We start from the raw sequence: 22,004 nt of genomic DNA on the forward strand, positions 1-22,004 counted from the left end.
CTGCGCGGCTCATGATTTGCCGGGAACGACCGCCGAAATTATGACGAAGGCCTGCGCCAGCGGCCAGTCATCGGTGATCGACAGATCGATCCGCGCCTCGAACCCCTCCGGCGTCAGCGCCTCCAGCCGGGCCAGCGCGCCGCCGGTGAGTTTCATGGTCGGACGGCCGCCCGGCAGGTTCACCACCCCCATGTCCCGCCACCAGACGCCGCGCCGGATCCCGGTGCCGAGCGCCTTGGAACAGGCCTCCTTGGCGGCGAATCGCTTGGCGTAGGTCGCGACCACCATCTTTTCGCTGTTGGCGCGGCGCGCCGCCCTGGCGCGCTCGGCGTCGGTGAAGATGCGGTCGAGGAAGCGGTCGCCGTGGCGCTCGATCACCTTGGCAACCCTTGTGATGTCGATCAGGTCGGAGCCGATGCCGATGATCATGGCCGGGCCGCGTTTCGCTGGCGTCCGCGGTCCATCGCGGCGCGCATCTGCCGCACGGTCTCGCCGAGGCCTACGAACAGCGCCTCGCCCATCATGAAATAGCCGATGTTGAGTTCGGCGATCTCGGGCAGCGCCGAAATCGTCTCGGCCGTCTGGTAGTCCAGGCCGTGGCCGGCATGGACCTCCAGCCCCGCCGCACGCGCCAGGGCGGCCCCCTCCACGATTCGCCGCCATTCCGCCTCGGCCTTTGCGGTGTGGCCGTCGACCACGGCATCGCACCAGCCGCCGGTATGGATCTCGATCACGGGCGCGCGCAACCTTGCCGCCATCTCGATCTGCTGCGGGTCGGCCGAGATGAACAGCGACACCCGGATGCCGACATCGCTGAGCCGCGCGATGAAGGGCGCCAACGCATTGTGCTGGCCGACCACATCCAATCCGCCCTCGGTGGTGAGTTCTTCGCGGCGCTCCGGCACCAGGCACACCGCGTGCGGTTTGGTGGCGAGCGAGATCCGCAGCATGTCTTCGGTCGCCGCCATCTCGAAATTCAGCGGCTTCGATATCTCGGCCTTCAACCGGGCCATGTCAGTGTCGCGTATATGACGACGGTCCTCGCGCAGATGCGCGGTGATGCCGTCGGCGCCGGCCTCGATCGCCGCCAGCGCGGCGCGCACCGGATCCGGCCGCTCGCCACCCCGCGCATTGCGAAGGGTTGCGACGTGATCGACATTTACACCGAGGCGCAGCGGAGGGACGGGCATTTTGGGACTCGCAGATATCTTCGAACAAGTTGCGGATTATAGTGCGAGTTCCTCATCCTGAGGAGCGCGAAGCGCGTCTCGAAGGATGAGAGGCACCAGCCGGCCTCGTGGTTCGAGACGGCGCTTCGCGCCTCCTCACCATGAGGGTTAGAGACATAAGCGCTATCCATTGACGCGCTCAACCTTGGCGACGACGGCTTTGGCGCGCAATTGTGCGATAATTGCACTGAGATGCTTGAGGTCATAGACCTCGAGATCGATGGTCAGCTCGGTGAAGTCAGGCGAGCGGCGCGACATGCTGATATTGTCGATATTGCCGTCATGCTCGGCGATCACGGTGGCGACCTGGGCGAGGCTGCCGGGCTCGTTGACGTTATGGACCAGGATCCTCGCCGGGAAACGTTGCGGCATGGCCTCATCGATATCCCAGCGCACGTCGAGCCAGCGCTCCGGCTCTTCCTCAAAGTCCTTCAGCGCCGGCGACTGGATCGGATAGATCGTGATCCCCTCGCCCGGCGTGACGATGCCAACGATGCGATCGCCCGGCACGGCACCGCCGTTCGGCGCGAACTTCACCGGCAAATCGGAATTGATGCCGCGCACCGGGATGACGGACGTGCTGCGCGCCGGATGCGGCGGCGATTTCAGCTTCAGTTTGACCGCGAGGCTCTTCTTGGCCCCGTAGCGCACCATCCGCTCTTCCTTGTAGTCCGGATACATGGCGCGGGCGACGTCGGAGGCCTTGAGTTCGCCGCGCCCGACGGACGCCATCACGTCCTCGATCGAGGCGCGCGCCAGCCGCGGCAGCGCGCCCTTCAGCTTGTCGTCCGCGTATTCGATCTTGGCGCGGGCAAACAGGCGGTCGACGATGCGGCGGCCAAGGCCGGCATATTGATCGCGCACCGCGGTCCGCGTCGCGCGGCGGATCGCGGCGCGGGCCTTGCCGGTGACCGCAAGCGATTCCCAGGCCGAGGGCGGCGCCGACTGGGCGACCGAGGTCAAAACCTCGACCTCGTCGCCGTTCTGCAGCTCCGACGACAAGGGTGCGAACTTGCCGTTGATCTTGCAACCGACCGCCGAGTTGCCGACATCGGTGTGCACGGCATAGGCGAAGTCGATCACATTGGCCTGGCGCGGCAGCGCGATCAGCTTGCCCTTCGGCGTAAAGCAGAACACCTGGTCGTGGAACAGCTCGAGCTTGGTGTGCTCCAGAAACTCTTCCGGATTGGCACTTTCGGACAGGATGCCGACAGTGTGGCGCAGCCAGGCAAAGGCGTTGGATTCATGCTTGAGCCGCTCGGTCGGCGAGCCCATGCCTTCCTTGTAGAACGCATGCGCGGCGATGCCGAATTCGGCGATCTGGTTCATTTCCTCGGTGCGGATCTGCAGTTCGACGCGCTGGTTGCCGGGACCGATCACGGTGGTGTGGATCGAACGGTAATCGTTTTGCTTCGGCGTCGAGATGTAGTCTTTGAACCGGCCGGGCACCACCGGCCAGGTGGTGTGCACGACGCCGAGCGCGCGGTAGCAGGCTTCGACATCCGGCATCACGACGCGGAATCCGTAGATGTCGGAAAGCTGTTCGAAGCCGACCGACTTGCGCTCCATCTTGGTCCAGATCGAAAACGGCTGCTTGCGGCGGCCATAGACCCGCGCGGCGATGCCGTTCTTCTGCAGGTTCTTGGAGAGCTGGCTTTCGATCTCGCCGATCAAATTGCGGTTGCGCTCGGCCAGCGCGTCGAGCCGCTGCATCACCACGGCATAGGCTTCCGGATCGAGCGTATGGAATGAGAGATCCTCGAGCTCTTCCCGCATCTCCTGCATGCCCATGCGACCGGCGAGCGGCGCATAGATGTCCAGCGTCTCCTCGGCGATGCGGCGGCGCGAGGCGTGCGGCACGAATTCCAGCGTGCGCATGTTGTGCAGGCGATCGGCAAGCTTGATCAGCAGCACGCGAACGTCGTCGGCGATCGCCAGCAAAAGCTTGCGCAGGTTCTCGGCCTGCTTGGCCTCGCGCGAGACCAGTTCCAGCCGCTTCAGCTTGGTGAGCCCCTCGACCAGCGCGCCGATCTCGTGGCCGAAGATGTTGTCGATCTCGGCGCGCGTCGCCTCGGTATCCTCGATGGTGTCGTGCAGCAGGGCAGCTACGATGGTGGCGTCATCGAGCTTGAGGTTGGTCAGGATCGCCGCGACTTCGAGCGGATGCGAGAAAAAGGGGTCGCCGGAGGCGCGCGTCTGCGTGCCGTGCGCCTTCATGGCGTAGACATAGGCGCGGTTCAGCAGGTCTTCGTTGGTGTCGGGATTGTACGACCTGACCCGCTCGACCAGATCGTATTGCCGCATCATGCGCGAACGCGGCGATTTGGGCTTTTCCGCCACAGGCGACGTCGGCGCGACCGCGACCTGACCGGTCGCGGCCTGCATTTGCCGGGAGTTGCGGCGCCAATACGCCATTACATCACTGCCTTCTTCCACCAGACCCGGACGGGTCCCGCCGTTTACGTATCTAATGCGTTTTCGAACGGCGATGCACGCCGCTCGGGCCGCAAAACGGTTCAATTTCGCTTGGCCAGCGGCCAGCCAACGCCCAACCCGGTGACCCGCCGGCAGGCTAGTCAGCCGATTTCGGCCGCGCCGGCCAAGGACGCACTGTAACCGCAAAAATGTCAACAAAAGCAAAGGCCCGGACGGATGTCCGGGCCTTTGGCAGATCGGGGAGTTTGGGACGGCCCGGGATGTTCCGGACTACTCGTCCTCTTCGGGCTGCTCTTCCGGCGGCGCCAGGCCTTCCAGCCCCTTGAGGAGCTCTTCCTCGGTCATGCGCTCGACCGCGACCTCGGTGTCGTCGGCATCGACGCTGGCGCCGGCCGAGCCGATCAAAGGCACGGTATCGGGCTCAGGCTCGTCGACCTCGACAAATTTCTGCAGGGAATGAACCAGTTCCTCGCGCAGGTCTTCCGGGGAAATAGTGGAATCGGCGATCTCCCGCAGCGAAACGACCGGGTTCTTGTCGTTATCCCGATCAACCGTGAGTTGTGACCCGGAGGAAATCATACGGGCGCGATGCGCCGCCAGCAACACCAGGTCGAACCGGTTGTCGACCTTATCAATGCAATCTTCCACGGTTACGCGCGCCATAGACTGTCGCTCCGTTATTTGGGGCCAAATATGTCGGTATTGGGGGCTAGTTATAGGGGTGGAGGCCGTTTCGCAAGACTAAATTTGTGATTTGCCTTCCTAATGGGCTCTGATACCCCAGCTCCGGGGCCAGAATGGGCCGGAGCGTCCAGACGCGGTGAGGTTGCCGTACAGGACAAGTAAATCTCTTCATTGCACTGTCAAAAGTATAGGTTTTTCGCCCTCGCCTCACCATAATTGCAGTGGTGACTGTCGTGGGGCACGATTCACCGAACTTTAGGCAACAGAACTGGAAAGTGCGCGCGGTCGATGGCCGCTGCGCTAGAAAAGCTAACCACAACGTGAGAACCATTTGATGTCACCCGCTTCCAACAAGATTGCGCTCTTCATCGACGGCGCCAACCTCTACGCAACGGCCAAGACGCTCGGCTTCGACATCGATTACAAGCGCCTTCTCAAGGAATTTCAGAGCCGAGGGACGCTGTTGCGTGCGTTCTACTACACGGCGATCATCGAGGATCAGGAATACTCCTCGATCCGTCCGCTGATCGATTGGCTCGACTACAACGGCTACACCGTCGTCACCAAGGCGACCAAGGAATTCATCGACGCTTCCGGCCGGCGCAAGGTGAAGGGCAACATGGACATCGAGCTCGCCGTCGATGCCATGGAACTCGCCGAGCATGTCGACCAGATCGTGCTGTTCTCGGGCGACGGCGATTTCCGCTCGCTGGTCGAAGCGGTGCAACGTCGGGGTGTTCGCGTCACGGTCGTTTCGACCATTTCGAGCCAGCCGCCGATGATCGCCGACGAACTGCGCCGCCAGGCCGACGTCTTCACCGACCTCGTCGAGCTGCAATCAAAACTGGGCCGCGATCCTTCCGAGCGCCCGGCCCCGCGCGAACCGCGTCATCACTCCCCGCAATTCCTGCAGCGCGCGACCACCATGGCGCCGCGGGCCAGCGAGGACGAATTCGACGATTGAGAATGAGCCAATACGCTGCTAGAGCCTCGGTTCTGATTGAAAACAGAACCGGGGCTTTTTGTTTGACGCGCTTTCCTGACGCGACCCGGTATCGATCCCGGATCCAGGTCCGTGGCTGGCTTTCGCTCTAAAACGCTTTGGACACATGGCTGGCCTCCCCGCCCCCGCTTCTATCGAGCCCGACCGCGATTGCCAGCTTTGCCCGAGGCTCGCCGAATTTCGTGCGCAGGCGCGCGCGAAAGCGCCGGACTGGCACAATGCGCCGGTCGCTTCATTCGGCGATGCCAACGCCCAACTGTTGATTGTCGGGCTGGCGCCGGGCCTGCAGGGCGCCAACCGCACCGGACGGCCGTTCACCGGCGACTACGCCGGCGACTTGCTGTATGCGACCTTGCTCGAATACGGCTTTGCCAAAGGCGTCTATCAGGCACGTCCCGACGACGGCCTGCAGCTGGTCGATTGCCGGATCAGCAACGCGGTGCGCTGCGTGCCGCCGCAGAACAAGCCGTTGCCTGCCGAGATCAATACCTGCCGGCAATTCCTGGCCGCGACGATTGCGACCATGCCGAAGCTTCGCGCGATCGTGGCGCTCGGGCGGATCGCCCATGAATCGACATTGAAGGCGCTCGGCCTGCGCAATGGCACTGCCCCCTTTGCGCACGGTGCCGTGCATGGCGCAGGCGCCGTCCGGCTTTACGACAGCTATCACTGCTCGCGCTACAACACGAATACGCGGGTGCTGACGCCGGAGATGTTTCGCAACGTGTTTGCGAAGGTGCGGAAGGATCTGGATTCGTAGATTCGTAGGGCGGACAAAGGCGCGATCGCGCCGTGCCCACCAGATATCTGCGGTAAAATAGATGGTGGGCACGCGGAGCCTGTCATCGAGCGCGCATTCGCGCGACCCGTTGGCTTTGCCCACCCTACCGATTCAAGCCGGGTTTTCTCTCAGCCACGCCAGCACGTCGGCGGCATTCCGGTCGGGCGGAAACACCGGATAGAAGACGTGGCGGATGCGGCCGTCGTCGACGATCAGCGCCAGCCGCTTGATCAGCGTCAGTCCGGCCACCTGCATGGTCGGCAGCTTCAGGGCGCGGGTCAGCAAAAGCTTTTCGTCCGACAAGACCGGAAACGGCAGATGCAGCCGTGACGCCATCTCGGTCTGATAGGCATTGTCCTGCGTCGACAGGCCGAACACATGCTTGGCGCCGGCGGCTTTCAGCTCCGCAAACAGATCGCGGAACGAGCAGGTTTGCGGCGTGCAGCCACGCGCGCCGGGAATCATGTCCCAGTCGTCCACGAGGCTGATCTTGCCGGGCTCCCCGGTGCGGGGATAGGCAAACACCACCGTACGGCCGGCAAGCGCGGACAGCGTCACCGAACTGTCGTCGGTGGCGAGCAGCGTGACCGGCGGGATCATCATGCCGGCAAGATGCGCCGCCGCGCCGTCGTCCACCGGCGCCGGGATCTTGCTCCAGTCGACTTCGAGCAGGTTCTTCTGGTTCATGGACACCATTCTCCATCAGCCGTCATTGCGAGCGGAGCGAAGCAATCCACGCTTCCATGCAGCACAATGGATTGCTTCGCTCCGCTCGCAATGACGGATAGACCTTTCATCCTCTTGCCCGCATCAGGCGGCCTTTTTCGCGGCCCCAATCGCGTTTCTTCTCGCTCTCGCGCTTGTCGTGCAGTTTCTTGCCCTTGGCGATCGCCAGCAAGAGCTTGGCGCGGCCGCGTTCGTTGAAATAGAGTTTTAGCGGAATCAGCGTCATGCCTTCGCGATCGACCGCGCCCATCAGCTTGTTGATCTGCTTTCGGTGCAGCAGCAGCTTGCGTGGCCGTTTCGGCTCATGGTTGAAGCGATTGGCCTGCAGATATTCCGGAATATTGGCGTTGATCAACCAGATCTCGCCGTCCTTGGAATCCGCATAGGATTCGGCAATCGTCGTCTTGCCGTTGCGGATCGACTTCACTTCCGTGCCGGTCAGCGCAATGCCGGTTTCGATCGTGTCCTCGATCGCGTAGTTGAACCGGGCCTTGCGGTTTTCGGCGACAACCTTGATCGGGCGCTCGTTCTTCTCGGCCACGTTAGCCCTTCTTGAGGAGATCGCGGATCTCGGTCAGCAGTTCCACCTCGGGCGTCGGCTTCGGCGGTGCCGCGGGTGCCGCCTCGTCCTTGCGCTTCAGCTGGTTCATGGCGCGAATGACCATGAACAGCACGAAGGCGATGATGAGGAAGTTCAGTGTCAGCGTCAGGAAACTGCCCCAAGCCAGTACGGCACCCTGCTTTTTGGCGTCGGCCAGGTTGGTCGCCGTCACCGATTTCGACAAGCCGGTAAAATAATTGGAGAAATCGAGACCGCCAGTGATCGCGCCGATGATTGGCATGATGATGTCGCCGACCAGCGAGGTCACGATCGCGCCGAACGCCGCCCCGATGATGACGCCGACGGCGAGATCGACGACGTTGCCCTTCATCGCGAATTCGCGGAATTCTTTCAGCATGTTGAGGCTACCTTCTCGCGGTTCAGGCGAAACCCTTGCCGGCTTAGTTGATCAGGCCCGCATGCACCATGGCGTCGCGGATCACCTTGCCGGTTGGCGGCGTCACGTTCATCAACGGCAGGCGCACTTCTTCTTCGAGCCGCCCCAGCAGTTTGAGGCCATGCTTGGCTCCCGCGAGGCCGGGCTCCTTGAAGACGGCATCATGCAGCGGCGTCAGGCGGTCCTGGATCTTCAGTCCGGTAGCGTAATCACCCTGCATAACAGCTGACATCAGGTCGGCACACAGCTTCGGCGCCACGTTGGCGACCACCGAAATGCAACCATGTCCTCCCGCCGCCATATAGGCCAGTGCGGTCATGTCCTCGCCGGACAGCTGGATGAAATCCGGCCCCATCGCATGGCGTTGCTGCGACACCCGGGCAAGATTAGCGGTGGCGTCCTTGACGCCGGCGATGTTCTTCAACTCGAACAGCCGGGTCATGGTCTCGACCGACATATCGACGACGGAGCGTGGCGGGATGTTGTAGATAATGATCGGGATCCCGATCGCGTCATTCACAGCCTTGAAGTGCTGATACATCCCTTCCTGGGTCGGCTTGTTGTAGTACGGCGTCACCACCAGCACGGCATCGGCACCGGCCTTCTCGGCGTGAACAGCAAGGTCGATGGCTTCGCGCGTTGAGTTCGAGCCCGCGCCTGCGATGACAGGCACGCGTCCATTCGCCTCATCGATGCACATCTCGACGACCCGGTGATGCTCGGCGTGGCTCAGTGTCGGGCTTTCGCCGGTGGTACCCACGGGAACGAGACCGTGAGACCCCTGCTCGATCTGCCAGCTCACGAGCCCGCGGAAGGCCGCCTCGTCGAGCGAGCCGTTCTTGAATGGCGTGACCAAGGCGGTGAACGACCCCCGGAATTTTGTCTTGGCTGCCATGGACTTCCTCCAAACGCTTAAGAAACGGCACAACCGAAACTGGATTTCAATTCATATCGGGTCTGGCGATCAGGCGAAAGGGCTGTGCCGTATGGCGCTAGCGCTTTGTTTCGACGCTCTTTCTCAGGCTGACCGAGCCGCCCTCGTCGAGGCCGCCACAGCCGCGATTTTGCCGCGGTGATGGCGCAAACAGGCCCGGCCGCGACGTTTTAGCATTTTGTCCACATATTCAATCAAATAGACCTAAGGCTGGAGCGATTGAATGATTCGCCGCCGCAGAGGAACACCGTGATCTCTTCCGCCCGCGCCGCCGCTTTGCGATCGACCGCGCTGGCCACGAGCCTGGCGCTGGCCGTCGGACTGACGGCGTTCCCGCTGGATGCCTGGGCCAAGCCAAAAGTTCCCCTGCCGAAGCCGCGGCCGATCGCTCGCAACGTCGTTCCAAAGTCCGCGGCGCCCGCTGGCGCACCCGCCGCCCACACCCCGGCGGCGGCCGCCGCACCCACTCCTGCGCCGCCAGTTCTCGCGCCTGCGACCCGCCAGCATGCCGCCTTGCCGCCCCCACGCAAGCAGGTGGCGCCTGCAGCGATAGCCGCGACGTCCTCTACATCGCAAGCCGACAAGGACGCGCTGGAAAACGTCATCGAGTTGGTGCGCAAGCACAAGCCTGAGGATGCAACCCAGGCGCAGGCTGCGATATCGGATCCAGTCGCCCGCAAGCTCGCGGAATGGCTGATCCTGCGCAGCGACAACAACAATGCTTCCGTCGAGCGCTACCGCGCGTTTGTTTCGGCCAATCCGAGCTGGCCGTCGCAGACCTTCCTGCGGCGGCGCATCGAAGCAGCCCTCTGGGACGACCGCCGCGACGACGCCGCGGTCTGGTCCTGGTTCGGAAACGAATCGCCGATTTCGGCCAAGGGCAAGTTCGCGCTGGCGAAGGCCATGCTTGCGCGCGGCGATCGCACCAATGCCGAACGGCTGGTGCGCGAGGCCTGGCGCAATGATGGCATGTCGGAAGACACCGAGAGCGCGGCGCTCGATATGTTCGGCGCATTGCTGACGGCGGGCGACCACAAGACGCGGATGGACGCGCTGCTTTACGGCACCGAGCAGGAAGCCGGCGGCATGCGCGCCGCCAAGCGGCTGGGTTCAGGCCATGTCGCGCTGGCCAAGGCGCGCATTGCGGCCAACAAGAAATCCTCCAACCTCAAGTCGCTGCTCGATGCGGTGCCGCGGGAGCTCCACAGCGACCCCGGCTACATGTTCGCCCGGATCCAGTGGCTGCGCCGCGAAGAGAAGTTCCACGAGGCCGCACAGCTCATGCTGGCGGTGCCGAAAGATCCGAATCGCCTGCACAATCTCAACGAATGGTGGATCGAGCGGCGCCTCCTGGCGCGCAAGATGCTCGACGTCGGCGAACACCGCACCGCCTACCTGATTGCGCGCGACGCGGCGCTTCCCTCCCGCGACATCTACAAGACCGAGCAGGAATTCACCGCGGGCTGGATTGCGCTGCGGTTCCTGAAAGATCCGGCGGTCGCCGCCCAGCACTTCGCGCGCATCGGTGTCGGCAGCGCCAACCCGACCGCGCTGGCGCGTGCCGGCTATTGGCAGGGCCGCGCGGCGGAAGCCGCGGGCCGCACGCAGGAAGCCCGCGCGGCTTACGGCCGCGCCGCCGAGCAATCGACCAGCTATTACGGCCAACTGGCGCGTGCCAAGCTCGGCCTGCCGCAGCTCGAATTGAACGGTGTGCCGGCAGGCCGCGGCCGCGGGATCGAACGATTGGAGATCGTCCGCGCCGTGCAACTGCTCTATGAGCTCGACGAGCGCGAGCTTGCGATCCCGATTTTCGCTGACATGGGCGAGAATGGCGATCCCGATGCCCTGGTCGGCCTCGGCGAACTCACCTCACGCCACAGCGACGCCCGCGGCATGCTGCTGCTCGGCAAGGCCGCGCTCAACCGCGGCCTGCCATTCGACCATTACGCCTATCCCGTCACCGGCATCCCGTCGTTCAAGCAGATCGGACCCGAGGTCGAGCCCAGCGTCGTCTATTCGATCGCGCGGCAGGAAAGCGCCTTCAACCCGGCCGTGGTCTCACCGGCGCAGGCCTACGGGCTGATGCAGGTGACGCCGGATGCCGGACGCTATGTCTGTAAACGGGCCGGCGTCAGCTTCGACCTCAACCGGATGAAGACCGACTCGGTCTACAACGCCATGCTTGGCGCCGCCGAGCTCGGCGGGCTGCTCGAGGACTACCGCGGCTCCTACATCCTGACCTTTGCCGGCTACAATGCCGGTCGGGGCAGCGTCAAGAAATGGATCGAGCGTTACGGCGATCCGCGCGATCCCAAGGTCGACGCGGTCGACTGGGTCGAGCAGATCCCGTTCTCCGAGACGCGCAACTACGTGCAGCGGATCATGGAGAACCTGCAGGTCTATCGCGCGCGGTTCGGCGGCGGCACCAGGCTTCAGATCGAAGCCGACCTGCATCGCGGCGCCAGCGTCGAATAGCGCTTCAAGGCAAGTCCGTTCTGGACGCCCAATGCGGGCCGCTCTCCATGGCTGGGCCCGAGGAGCGAAACCCTGCGAGCGCGAGGCCTAATAGACCAGACCCCGCGCCCGGCGGCTTGTCGAGCGCTGCGGCGAGCGAGCGATACTCTTCGCAACCGGTGCCGCAGATCGCAGCGCTCCGCGGCGAAATGACCCGCTTGCCCCCGTCACCACCAACACCGGCCTGTTGGCATTATTCGTGCGGATAAACGCGATCTTGGAAGCCGTGATGGGCGGGGGCGGAAGGTCCGCTCCGGCTGTTTCCCGCCAGCGACTGCTTTCGTACCGGGAAAAAAAGAAAAACCCCCGGCAGTTTCCTGCCGAGGGCCTTTTTGATCATGATCTCCGTTAGGAGATTAGGATCAGAAGTTGCGCTGAACGCGGACGTTCAAGCTGACGGCGTCCTGGTCCTTGAACTCGTACCGGGTGACCGGCTTCGGAGCAACCGCAGTCATGGTCGCAGCGCCGCCCATCCTCTGGTCGAGATGGAACCACATTGCTTCCGCCGAGAACGTCAGGTTCGCAACGGGGGTCCAACGGGTGACCAAACCGAGCTGCGAGATGTTGTAGTCGGGGTTGCAGCTGAAGTCGCCGCTGACCGTCTTGTTGGCGACGTAGTTGGCACACCACTGACCCTTCGCCGTGGTGAAGTCGAAGGCGCTGCCACCGTACCGAACCGCAGCCCAAGCACCGAACAGGCTGGTCGACCAGTACGGATCCCAGTTGTGGTTGAATGCACCACGGATACCGTACGCTTCAACCAGCTTGATGTCGCCGGTGCCGCCCAAGATAGCGGGGAAGAAGACACCGTCGGCAGTCTGGCCGAAGCCGATGCTCTGGTAAGAGTCCGCACGGCCCGTGCTGCCAAACATCGCGAAGCTCGGCGCGGTGTTGATCACGTTCTTCGTCGCACCCTTGGCATAGGACACATCAACCTTGATGTCGTCGCCAGCGCCGGTCGGCAGGTTCTTGAGCTGCAACGCGGCCATCACCGAACCGCCCCACTTTGCATCGGGGTGGCCAGAGATTTCCGACAGGTTGTTCGCAGCGCCAGCGGTCAGGAGGTTGTAGGAACCAGTGACTTCATGCGCGGCGGCCGAAATCTGGAACAGACCCCATGCCTGGTCGACGCGGATGTTGCCGACGATGTCCGGAGCACGCGCGCCGGCGTAAGCGTTCGCACCTGCCGTGATGGAAGTGGCCGGGTTGTTAGTAGTACCAGCACCCACAAAACCCAGGTTCAACAGCTGAGTACGGTTGTAGTAGGGGTCGTCCAGACCGATGGTGCCGGACACGCCGTTACCGAACTGCGCGGTGTACTGGATGTTGTTCGTGCCGACGACGTCGTCATGGCCGCCAAGCAGGAACGAGGAGTTGTTGCCTGGATAACCATGCCAAGGCGTCGCATAGGCCGAAGCAGACTTACCGAAGGTGAACCCAGCGAACTGGATGAACACCAAGTCCACGCCGAGCGTCTGCGAGCCAGCTACAGCCGGACCTTCGCCAGTGGACGAGTTCAAGTTAAAGTTGGCCTGACCGAAGGTACGAACGACGCCGTACTGAGTGGCGGTACGGGTATCGATGCTGACCGCCAAACGCGAACGGGCAGCATAGTAATCGCGCAGGCGATTCTGCTGACCAAGATTGCCGTTCCACGCCGGCTGATCGAAAATGCCACCGTTGAAGGTGGTGTCGACGCGCAGATAACCACCCAGCTTGATGCAGGTGTCGGTGCCCGGGATGTAGTAGAAACCCGCGCCATACAGGGAGCAGATCCTCACGTACTCGACCGCTTTGGCCTTGACGGGAAGATCGGCCGCCTGAGCTCCGCTCATGGCGATCAGACCCGCCGCTGAGCCGAGAATAAGGCTCTTAACCATCTTCATGTTAAACCTCCAAGTTGCTCTGTAGGGAAGGTTCCGGATCCGCCGGGTGCATGACACCCTAAGGTTGGTTCCCTTAATCCCCTGAAACCCGCTTAGTCGCTTCGCGCCTTCGGACACTCCCGCATGAACGCGAGGGACTTAAGCGAACCACCTAACGGGACGACCTCGGGATGCCCCCCTCCGTCGCCCGATCACAATTACCGAGGACTTCTGCACACGCAACAAAGGAACCGCCTCGAGCGGCCCAACCCCGCCCCTTTTCCGAAGGGTGTTGCACAAATAACACGCGTTTGTGATTGAAGTTTCTCTGCAAGATATTGTTGCCGCTCGGTATTTTCGAATAGTTCCAATTGACACCGAGATAGTCGGTGTGGGCACCGCAACACGCGGCTCGTGCCCGCCGGCGCGCCTCCCACGCATCGAATCGAAGGCGAGGTCGCCGAATCCGCAGCGGGCGATTACGCACCCATTATAGAGTCAGCGGACGAGCCCCTCGCATGCGGGCGCAGGCCGCGAGGGCCGTCTCACCGTCGACGGATGCCCGACCAGGGCCAAAAACCTGCGAAAGATGATGAAGGCCCGATATTTCCCAGGATCGAACGCAGTTGAGGAGTGCGGCAAAACCCGGCGCTTGCGCGCCGCGATCTGGAACCGTGATTTGGGGGAATCGAACCGCCCGCCGGCGACATCGAATCAATTTCACGCGATTTCGACGCGGTGCGCGAGGCAAACGCACGGTGAAAGCCTCCCCGCAGAGGTTAAGGTCTCGCGTCGCGAACGCCGTGCCGACGCGAGCCGTCTGCGTGTCCTCGAGACCACAGAACCCGGAAACATGCGCCCAAACGCGCAATACCGGATATCGGCCGTTCGCGAGCAATGCGCGCGAGGCGCACCGCGCCTCTAAATGGCCTCGGCGTAATCTGAATCTGCCGCTTGCGGCTGGCCCTCGCGTCAGGCATATCCGCGCTCATGGAGCTGTGGCCGAGTGGCTGAAGGCGGCGGTTTGCTAAACCGTTATAGGGTTGTAAAGCCCTATCGAGGGTTCGAATCCCTCCGGCTCCGCCATCCCGCTTCTGTCCAGCCCGGAGACATCGGTAACAGGTCGTTCTTACGCTTCGGCGCCGCTAGCCGCGATGAAGCGCAAGAAAGCGGGTGACGGCGGGCTGGTTCGAACTTTCTCCCTTCGGCTCCGCCATTGCCATTCATCTTGTTGATATGAATACAGAGCCGACTGGTCCATTGTTGGGTCCACAATCAAAGCTTCAAACAAATCTACTGCCAAATCGGCAGCCCGCTCTGAGCCGTCACGATTCCCAACGTATCGCCCGCGTCATACAGTTCAGCGCTGCAAGCATCGAACATCCAGACCTTGGAGCAAAACATGACTTCGCAACAAGAGAGTTCGATGACGCTGACGTTCCGCTGCCCGATCGAACTGGACGGGCTGCTGCCACCGCCGGTGCCGGCGGCGCTGGGTGTGCCCGACTGGTTCAAGGCGATGCCGTCACAAGCATTCAATCCGGTCCATTCCCGGGTCGGCGACACGCTCAAGCGTTGTCCGCCCTTTGTCGACGCCATGACCTCCGGCTTTTTGATTCCACTGATCTGCGACCTGAGGGTCGAAAACGGCGAATTCACCTGGGACAACGATCTGCCGCCGGGCGGAGAGGTCGGCTTCGTACGCTCGCCGGTCGGCTTCCATGACGCCAGTCAGGTCAGCGGCACGCCGCTGTTCGACGCCGATCGCTTCCTGATCAAATTCCACAACCTCTGGACGATCGAGGCGCCGGAAGGCTATTCGGTGCTGTTCACGCATCCAGCCAACCGCTTCGATCTGCCGTTCACCACGTTGACCGGTCTGGTCGATTGCGACCTCTACCATGACAACTGGATACATTTTCCGGCGCATTGGCACGACACGAATTTCAGCGGCGTGCTGCCGAAGGGCACACCGGTCGCTCAGTGCATGCCGGTCAAGCGCGAAAGCTGGGTGGCGCGCACTGCGACATTCACCAAAGAAGAGGCGCAGCGGGCGCACGATCTCACAACTGCGATCTACCGCGAGACCGGCATCTATCGCCGGCAGTTCCGGGCATAACGACAGTCAGCTTTTTTCAAGGCCCAGGAACTTCGCGGCGGCGCTCGGCCGCAGGAAGAAACGACCGTGCGAGGCGGCGGCGAGCGAGGTGAGCGCCTGCCCGGCCAATTGCGGCGCGCCACGCGTTATCGCACGCAGGCTCGCTTCTCCCGCCTCGCGCTCACCCATCTCGAGTTGGCATACGCCGAGATTGGTTCTCGTCACGGCATCGTCGGGCCGCATCCCGAGCGCACGCCGATAGAGATCGGCGGCGGCGGCATATTCACCGTCCAGCGCCATCACCTTGGCCAACCCAACCAGAACGGCGTACCGCTCCGGCGCCACCGCGAGCAGTTGCGAAAAAATAGCGCGCGCCTCGGCGCGGTTGTTGCGTTTGATATGGAGATACCCAAGCTCCGTTCGCAGATCGACCGCATCGGGGGTGAGCGCAAGGCCGCTTTCGAGCACGGCGATGGCCTCGTCGACGCGTCCAATTTTGCCAAGCTGGCTGGCATATTCGAGAAATGCCGGCGGAAACGGCGGTCGCCGCGCAATGGTCCGGCGCAACCGGTCAAGCGCCTCGTCGCCCCGCCCGATGGCGGCCAATGCGACGGCCAGCAGGGTCTCGATCCCCGGATCGTCACTGCGGCGCGCCGCTCTCTCCAACGGAACAATCGCCTCGTCGGCGCGGTTCTGCATCAGTAGCGCGCGTCCGAGAATTTGCGCCGCAAGGGCATTGCCCCGATCCGATTTCAATACGCCGAAGACAAGCCGCTCGGCCTCATCGGGACGCTGCATCCGCAACGCAAGCGCCGCGCTTTCGAGCACCTGACTGCTCGAACCCGGCCGTTGGATATTCGAAGGATGTGGCGGGCGCTTCGACATCGGTCCGAGAATAAGCCATAAACAGGATTGCGCCAGCTGGCCGGTTCGGATTTCTCGGCGATTTCCGCTCTGGCCGCCACAGCGCCAAACCAGGGCAAACCGACAGGCCGAATGGCGTTGTCCTTAGTGCGCGGTCATCCAGGCGCGGGCTTCGCGCTGCGCGGTGGCGATTTCGGCATCCGACATCATCTCGGCGACCTCGCGGCGCATAGAGATGGCATCCGCGCGTCCCTTCAGCGCGGCGAGATTGAACCATTTGTGGGCCGCGACGAGGTTCACCACGCCGGAACGGCCGCTCGCCCAGTACAGGCCGCGCTCGAACAGCACGTCCGGGATCGCCGTCGCCTCCACCGCAGTGGCCGTGTCGAGATCAATCTGCCCCTGAAACATCCGTAGCTCCCCTTTTTATCGTTACCGCCCTCCCCCGAGTGCGGCCCCTGTCCATTGTCAAACTTCCCGTTATCCCAGCGCGCGATCAGCAAAAGTGGAAACCGGTTTTGCGTCCGATCGCGCGCCCTTCATTAGAAGAGCGCATGATCTGATCGCCAAACCGCCCACACTTTGGCGGATCATGCGCGTACCGTTTTCCGGTCTGTTGTTGGGATGATCATGACCGATCAAATTTGAAGGGCAGTTTAAGGTTCGCGATGAACGGGATGTAAACGGGCGCAGCGCGCCATCGAACGCGAAATCGCGGAAATGCCTGCGGCACAGGGAGAAGTTACCAATCGTGAAGTTCGGTTTACCCTGCGGTTTCGCAGAACGATAACCATTGCCGCAACGTCGGTGTTCTCTTCCCTCGTCACCGGGCCGGCGCAACACGCTGTGCAATGACGGGTTCCAGCAGATGATCGAGGGTCGCGCAGCTTCTGCGGTCATTCGGGAGTTCACGGCGTACCGGAACCCGAATTCGCGAGCGACGACGCGCCTGCGGCAAAAGGCGGAAGCGAAACAGCCGACGCCTGCGAACGATCAATATGAATTGGGAGATTTCAGCGCCGGACGCCTGATGCGTGGGCTATCGGAGCGCTCCGGCGAAAGCGGGCGTTCCGGGGAACGAGGGCGTCGGCGAACACGTCAGGACCAGATTTCATGCCGGGCTTTGGGCCCGGTGAAATTGCGGGTCGTAAGGATACCCGCACCGAACGAAGAAAAACTTGTTTCTTCTGCCGGACCGGCTTTGAAAGAGCGGGCTTCTTTTGAAAGAACGCTCTTTGCGAAATACGATCCAGCCGTTTGACCTGATGTCTCGCCGACACCCTCTTTCGTCGACCAGAGCCTTCAGAGTTTTATCCGGGGCTCGTGTGACGTGCCGGCATCAAGCCGCCGGCAATTCTTGGAGAAGCGAAGTTACTTCTTCTTCTTGGCGACCTTGCGGGTCTTCTTCGCAGTCTTCTTCACTGCGCTCTTCGCCTTCTTTGCCTTCTTAGCTTTCTTGGCCATGTTGCCCTCCTAATGTAGTGAGATGGCTTAATCGCTGCGTGCACTCGGGAATCGAGATGCACTACATCCCGAATACACCAACGCATTCAAAAAAACAGCGTCCCGCTTAAGGAAGTGTTGACGAGGCAATGTGAGAGCGCGCGAAGCACTTCATTCGACGGCGCAACGGCAAGCGCGCGCGCCGATGCAAAAAGTGCCGCAACGACGGGCATCGGCGCTTGTCAATAGTGAAGGAAGCGCCTGTGCCGCAGCACTTTCTTGAATTCACGATAGTAACGATCGATGAACGATCAGCGTCGTCGCGACTCAATGATGCCGTCAAAAAGCCGTGCGCGCGGACTCTGAGTCGCAGAATTTGGCAATAAAAAAATTTTCATGGTCACAGCGTTGGCGTCTCGTCGGCGCTCGCCAAAACCGAACTTCCGGACGAATCGCGACCACCGATTCGGACTCACGCTCTTGGTCGCGATGGTGAATTTTTCGATCGCGATGAACGATCGATGCGCGCTCACGCGCATCTCTCGCGCGTCATCGACGATGGAGTCGTCCCGTTACGGGACACGATTCAGATGCCGAGCTTCGCCTTCAGCAGATCGTTCACCGCCTGCGGATTGGCCTTGCCGCCGGACTGCTTCATCACCTGGCCGACGAACCAGCCGGCGAGCTGCGGCTTGGCTTTCGCCTGCGCGACCTTGTCCGGATTGGCCGCGATGATGTCGTCGACGACCTTCTCGATCGCGCTGAGATCGGTGACCTGCTTCATGCCGCGCGCATCGACCAGCTCGCGCGGGTCGCCGCCTTCCGTCCAGACGATCTCGAACAGGTCTTTGGCGATCTTGCCGGAGATGGTGCCCTCGCCGATCAGGCCGACGATCGCAGCCAGCTGCGCCGCCGACACCGGTGAGCCCGTGATCTCCTGGCCTTCCTTGTTGAGACGCCCGAACAGCTCGTTGATCACCCAGTTGGCCGCGAGCTTGCTGTCGCGCGCCTTGTCGGCAAGGCCGGCGAGCACAGTTTCGAAGAACACCGCGCTCTCCCGCTCGGCCACCAGAACGCCGGCATCGTAGGGCGACAGACCGAGGCTCTCGATGAAGCGCGCCTTCTTCTGGTCCGGCAGTTCCGGCAGCTTCGACCTGAGTTCATCGACATAGCTTTGCGTGAACTCGAGCGGCAGCAGGTCCGGATCCGGGAAATAGCGATAGTCATGCGCTTCTTCCTTGGAGCGCATCGAACGCGTCTCGCCCTTGTTCGGATCGAACAGCCGCGTTTCCTGGTCGATCGCGCCGCCATCCTCGATGATCTCGATCTGGCGCCGCGCCTCGTACTCGATCGCCTGGCCGATGAAATTGATCGAGTTCATGTTCTTGATTTCGCAGCGGGTGCCGAGCGGCCCTCCCGGCTTACGCACGGAAACGTTCACATCGGCGCGCAGTGAGCCCTTCTCCATGTCGCCGTCGCAGGTGCCGAGATAGCGCAGGATCGAACGCAATTTTGTTACATAGGCCTTGGCCTGCTCGGCGTCGCGGATGTCGGGTTTTGACACGATCTCCATCAGCGCCACGCCGCAGCGGTTGAGGTCGACATAGGACATGGTCGGTGACTGGTCGTGCAGCAACTTGCCGGCATCCTGTTCCAGGTGCAGCCGCTCGATCCCGACGGTCGCGGTCTTGCCGCCGTCCAGTTCGACCACGACCTCGCCCTCGCCCACGATCGGCGACTTGTACTGGCTGATCTGGTAGCCCTGCGGCGAGTCGGGATAGAAATAGTTCTTGCGGTCGAACACCGAACGCAGGTTGATCTGCGCGTTGAGGCCAAGCCCGGTGAGCACCGCCTGGCGGACGCACTCTTCATTGATCACGGGCAGCATGCCCGGCATCGCGGCATCGACCAGCGAGACATGGCTGTTCGGTTCGCCCCCGAACTCGGTCGAGGCGCCGGAGAACAGCTTTGACTTCGAGGTGACCTGAGCGTGGATCTCCATCCCGATCACGACTTCCCAGTCGCCGGTCTGGCCCTTGATCAGTTTTCCCGGTTTGACTGACACGTTCATGCTTTTCCACTCTCGAGCAGCGCGGACACGATCCGCTCCCATTCGGCTTCCAGAGAATCCTTCGCCACCGGCTGGCCGGCGTGGCGGTACCAATAGCCGGCATTGCCAAGATCGCCTTCGACCCGGTGCAGATAGGCGTGCACCCAGGCTGAATTCGCGTCACCCTCGTCCTGCACGATCTTGTGCGCACGATCCCAGTCGCCCTTGGCGGCCCACCACAACGCCGCCAGCGATGGTTCCAGGCCTGGCGCTGGCGCAGCGTCCGCGAGAGTGGCGCGGAAATCCGCCATCGCTACCACCATTTCGGCGGCGTAAAGCGGCCGGCCGCCTGCTCCAAGACTTCGCCAAGCGAGAATAGCGTTTCCTCATCGAACGGACGGCCGATCAGTTGCAGGCCGAGCGGCAGACCTTGCGCGTCCTTGCCGGCCGGTACGGCAATGCCGGGCAGTCCCGCCATGTTCACCGTCACCGTAAAAATGTCGTTGAGATACATCTCGACCGGATCGGCACCGCCCTTTTCGCCGACGCCGAACGCCGCCGATGGCGTCGCCGGCGTCAGGATCGCGCTGACGCCTTTTGCAAAACAGTCCTCAAAATCCTTCTTGATCAGGGTGCGGACCTTTTGCGCGCGCAGGTAATAGGCGTCGTAATAGCCGGCCGAAAGCACATAGGTGCCGATCATGACGCGGCGGCGCACTTCGTCGCCAAAGCCCTCGGCGCGGGTGCTCTCATATAGTTCGCCGATCGAGCGGCCCGGCACGCGCAGGCCGTAGCGCACGCCGTCGTAACGCGCGAGGTTGGACGAGGCCTCCGCCGGCGCCACGATGTAATAGGCCGGCAGCGCATATTTGGTGTGCGGCAGCGACACCTCGACCAGCTCGGCGCCGGCTGCCTTGAGCCATGCCGCGCCTTCGGTCCAGAGCTTTTCGATTTCCACCGGCATGCCGTCGAGGCGATACTCCTTCGGGATCCCGATCTTCAGGCCCTTCACCGACTTGCCGATCGCGGCCTCGTAGTCGGGCACGTCGCGATCGACCGAGGTGGTGTCCTTTGGATCGTGCCCGGCCATCGAGCGCATCAGGATCGCGGCATCGCGCGTGGTCCGCGCGATCGGCCCGGCCTGGTCGAGCGAGGATGCGAACGCCACGATGCCCCAGCGCGAGCAGCGGCCATAGGTCGGCTTGACGCCGACGGTCGCGGTGAAGGCAGCGGGCTGGCGGATCGAACCGCCGGTATCGGTCGCGGTCGCGCCCATGCAGAGCAGCGCCGCTACCGCGGATGCCGATCCGCCGGAGGAGCCACCCGGCACCAGCGTGGTGTTGGACCCTTCGCGCCGCCACGGATTGACCACCGGGCCGAAGCACGAGGTCTCGTTCGACGAGCCCATCGCGAACTCGTCATTGTTGAGCTTGCCGAGCATCACGGCGCCGTCGCGCCAGAGCTGCGAGGTCACGGTCGATTCGTAGGGTGGCACGAAATTGCCGAGGATTTTTGAGCACGCGGTGGTGCGCACATCCTTGGTCGCGAACAGATCCTTGATGCCGAGCGGAATGCCCGCCAGCGGACCGCCCTCGCCCTTGGCGATCCTGGCGTCGACCGCGCGCGCCATGGCACGCGCCTGATCCGGCGTTTCCAGCACGAAGGCATTGAGCGAACGCGCCGCTTCGATGGCGGCGAGATGCGCATCCGTCAGTTCAAGCGAGGTGAAAGACTTGTTCGCGAGGCCGGCTTTGGCCTCCGCGATCGTCATCGATGTCAGGTCGGTCATTTATTGATCGGGCTGCAGAAGAACGGAGAAAGCGTCTTGTCGTTGGCGGGATCGTTCGGCTTGGGCCGTGTTCTTTCATTAGCCTCGAGCTGATCGAGGACGGCATCCATCGCCTTGTCGGGATCGGCGGCCTTGCCCTGCCGCTCCATCGCGTCAAGGTAGTTCATGTAGGCCCGGTAGGCCTTTTCATCGTCGCAGAGCAGACACATCGGACTTCCGATCTCATAACGAATAGAAGTTATTCAACAACCTTCGGCACCAGGAAGAAATGGTTTTGCGTTTCCGGCGCGTTCCTGACGATGTCGTCGGGGATCTCGCCGTCATTGACCACATCGGGGCGCTTCTTCATTTCCATCGGGGTCACCGAGGTCATCGGCTCGACGCCGTCGACGTTCACCTCCGAGAGCTGCTCCACGAAAGCCAGCATGGCGTTCAGCTCGCCCTGCAGATGGGGAACCTCGGCCTCGGTGACCGCAATTCGCGCCAGATGCGCGATGCGGCGAACGGTGGCGGCATCAACGGACATAAATATAGGCCTCGAATGGAGAATTCGCATCCGCCGTATAGCAGAGGCCGCTTTTGCACCGCAA

Annotated in this window: 21 protein-coding genes and 1 tRNA gene; 5 read left to right on the forward strand and 17 right to left on the reverse strand. The window is 62.5% G+C overall.

The annotated features are described in order from the left end of the window. Positions 1-9: 9 nt before the first annotated feature. From acpS to rpoZ, 4 genes are all read right to left on the reverse strand, one after another. On the reverse strand, positions 10-429 hold the full coding sequence (acpS, locus tag JQ624_RS25655; RefSeq protein ID WP_212421701.1) for a holo-ACP synthase: 420 nt from the start codon (positions 427-429) through the stop codon (positions 10-12). Beyond that, positions 426-1,190, reverse strand: coding sequence for a pyridoxine 5'-phosphate synthase (locus tag JQ624_RS25660; protein ID WP_212421702.1), 765 nt, complete (start codon positions 1,188-1,190; stop codon positions 426-428). Before JQ624_RS25660 ends, acpS begins: the two co-directional genes overlap by 4 nt. A gap of 162 nt (positions 1,191-1,352) precedes the next feature. Further along, a complete protein-coding gene (locus JQ624_RS25665; protein WP_249130075.1) occupies positions 1,353-3,644 on the reverse strand; it encodes a bifunctional (p)ppGpp synthetase/guanosine-3',5'-bis(diphosphate) 3'-pyrophosphohydrolase in 2,292 nt (763 codons plus the stop codon). A gap of 291 nt (positions 3,645-3,935) precedes the next feature. Beyond that, positions 3,936-4,328 carry a DNA-directed RNA polymerase subunit omega gene (gene rpoZ / locus JQ624_RS25670; protein WP_024512695.1) on the reverse strand — a complete coding sequence of 131 codons (393 nt, stop codon included), beginning with the start codon at positions 4,326-4,328 and terminating at the stop codon, positions 3,936-3,938. 355 nt (positions 4,329-4,683) lie between these two features. On the opposite strand from rpoZ, the gene JQ624_RS25675 reads away from it, so the two are divergent. Beyond that, the gene (locus tag JQ624_RS25675) at positions 4,684-5,313 is read left to right on the forward strand and encodes an NYN domain-containing protein (RefSeq protein WP_212421703.1); all 630 of its coding nucleotides are present in this window, start codon (positions 4,684-4,686) and stop codon (positions 5,311-5,313) included. Between the two features lie 145 nt (positions 5,314-5,458). Beyond that, on the forward strand, positions 5,459-6,112 hold the full coding sequence (locus JQ624_RS25680) for a uracil-DNA glycosylase (RefSeq protein ID WP_212421704.1): 654 nt from the start codon (positions 5,459-5,461) through the stop codon (positions 6,110-6,112). Between the two features lie 132 nt (positions 6,113-6,244). On the opposite strand, the gene JQ624_RS25685 is transcribed toward JQ624_RS25680, so the two are convergent. The 4 genes from JQ624_RS25685 to dapA form a co-directional block, all read right to left on the reverse strand. Continuing rightward, the gene (locus tag JQ624_RS25685; protein ID WP_212421705.1) at positions 6,245-6,820 is read right to left on the reverse strand and encodes a peroxiredoxin; all 576 of its coding nucleotides are present in this window, start codon (positions 6,818-6,820) and stop codon (positions 6,245-6,247) included. A gap of 106 nt (positions 6,821-6,926) precedes the next feature. Beyond that, entirely contained in the window at positions 6,927-7,400 is a 474-nt protein-coding gene (smpB, locus tag JQ624_RS25690) for an SsrA-binding protein SmpB (protein ID WP_212421706.1), read from the reverse strand. Position 7,401: 1 nt separating this feature from the next. Beyond that, positions 7,402-7,818 (reverse strand): large conductance mechanosensitive channel protein MscL, encoded by a 417-nt coding sequence (gene mscL / locus JQ624_RS25695; protein ID WP_212421707.1) that lies wholly within the window; start codon positions 7,816-7,818, stop codon positions 7,402-7,404. A 43-nt stretch (positions 7,819-7,861) separates the two neighbouring features. Beyond that, positions 7,862-8,752 carry a 4-hydroxy-tetrahydrodipicolinate synthase gene (gene dapA, locus JQ624_RS25700; RefSeq protein WP_212421708.1) on the reverse strand — a complete coding sequence of 297 codons (891 nt, stop codon included), beginning with the start codon at positions 8,750-8,752 and terminating at the stop codon, positions 7,862-7,864. A gap of 288 nt (positions 8,753-9,040) precedes the next feature. Here dapA and JQ624_RS25705 point away from each other — a divergent pair, with 288 nt between their 5' ends. Next, a complete protein-coding gene (locus JQ624_RS25705) occupies positions 9,041-11,266 on the forward strand; it encodes a lytic transglycosylase domain-containing protein (RefSeq protein ID WP_212421709.1) in 2,226 nt (741 codons plus the stop codon). A 401-nt stretch (positions 11,267-11,667) separates the two neighbouring features. Here JQ624_RS25705 and JQ624_RS25710 read toward each other — a convergent pair whose 3' ends face one another. Further along, positions 11,668-13,191, reverse strand: coding sequence for a porin (locus tag JQ624_RS25710; protein WP_212421710.1), 1,524 nt, complete (start codon positions 13,189-13,191; stop codon positions 11,668-11,670). Between the two features lie 971 nt (positions 13,192-14,162). Between JQ624_RS25710 and JQ624_RS25715 the strand changes: the two genes are divergently transcribed. Continuing rightward, positions 14,163-14,256, forward strand: a tRNA-Ser gene (locus JQ624_RS25715). A 316-nt stretch (positions 14,257-14,572) separates the two neighbouring features. Beyond that, positions 14,573-15,289 carry a hypothetical protein gene (locus JQ624_RS25720; protein WP_249130076.1) on the forward strand — a complete coding sequence of 239 codons (717 nt, stop codon included), beginning with the start codon at positions 14,573-14,575 and terminating at the stop codon, positions 15,287-15,289. A 6-nt stretch (positions 15,290-15,295) separates the two neighbouring features. On the opposite strand, the gene JQ624_RS25725 is transcribed toward JQ624_RS25720, so the two are convergent. The 8 genes from JQ624_RS25725 to gatC form a co-directional block, all read right to left on the reverse strand. Beyond that, entirely contained in the window at positions 15,296-16,096 is an 801-nt protein-coding gene (locus JQ624_RS25725) for a tetratricopeptide repeat protein (protein WP_312014491.1), read from the reverse strand. Between the two features lie 180 nt (positions 16,097-16,276). Next, complete coding sequence (locus tag JQ624_RS25730; protein ID WP_212421712.1) at positions 16,277-16,543, reverse strand: hypothetical protein; 267 nt, start codon at positions 16,541-16,543, stop codon at positions 16,277-16,279. Between the two features lie 69 nt (positions 16,544-16,612). Further along, entirely contained in the window at positions 16,613-17,032 is a 420-nt protein-coding gene (locus tag JQ624_RS25735) for a hypothetical protein (RefSeq protein ID WP_212421713.1), read from the reverse strand. Positions 17,033-18,161: 1,129 nt separating this feature from the next. Continuing rightward, positions 18,162-19,646, reverse strand: coding sequence for an Asp-tRNA(Asn)/Glu-tRNA(Gln) amidotransferase subunit GatB (gene gatB, locus JQ624_RS25740; RefSeq protein WP_212421714.1), 1,485 nt, complete (start codon positions 19,644-19,646; stop codon positions 18,162-18,164). Then, on the reverse strand, positions 19,643-19,948 hold the full coding sequence (locus tag JQ624_RS25745) for a hypothetical protein (RefSeq protein WP_212421715.1): 306 nt from the start codon (positions 19,946-19,948) through the stop codon (positions 19,643-19,645). The genes gatB and JQ624_RS25745 overlap by 4 nt, the downstream gene beginning before the upstream one ends. Then, positions 19,939-21,414, reverse strand: a complete 1,476-nt coding sequence (gene gatA, locus JQ624_RS25750; RefSeq protein ID WP_212421716.1) for an Asp-tRNA(Asn)/Glu-tRNA(Gln) amidotransferase subunit GatA — start codon at positions 21,412-21,414, stop codon at positions 19,939-19,941. Before gatA ends, JQ624_RS25745 begins: the two co-directional genes overlap by 10 nt. Next, positions 21,411-21,623 (reverse strand): hypothetical protein, encoded by a 213-nt coding sequence (locus tag JQ624_RS25755; protein ID WP_212421717.1) that lies wholly within the window; start codon positions 21,621-21,623, stop codon positions 21,411-21,413. Before JQ624_RS25755 ends, gatA begins: the two co-directional genes overlap by 4 nt. A gap of 29 nt (positions 21,624-21,652) precedes the next feature. After that, positions 21,653-21,940, reverse strand: a complete 288-nt coding sequence (gatC, locus tag JQ624_RS25760) for an Asp-tRNA(Asn)/Glu-tRNA(Gln) amidotransferase subunit GatC (RefSeq protein ID WP_212421718.1) — start codon at positions 21,938-21,940, stop codon at positions 21,653-21,655. Positions 21,941-22,004: the final 64 nt, after the last annotated feature.

It is taken from the genome of Bradyrhizobium sp. AUGA SZCCT0283 (genome assembly GCF_018130385.1).
Classification (GTDB): domain Bacteria; phylum Pseudomonadota; class Alphaproteobacteria; order Rhizobiales; family Xanthobacteraceae; genus Bradyrhizobium.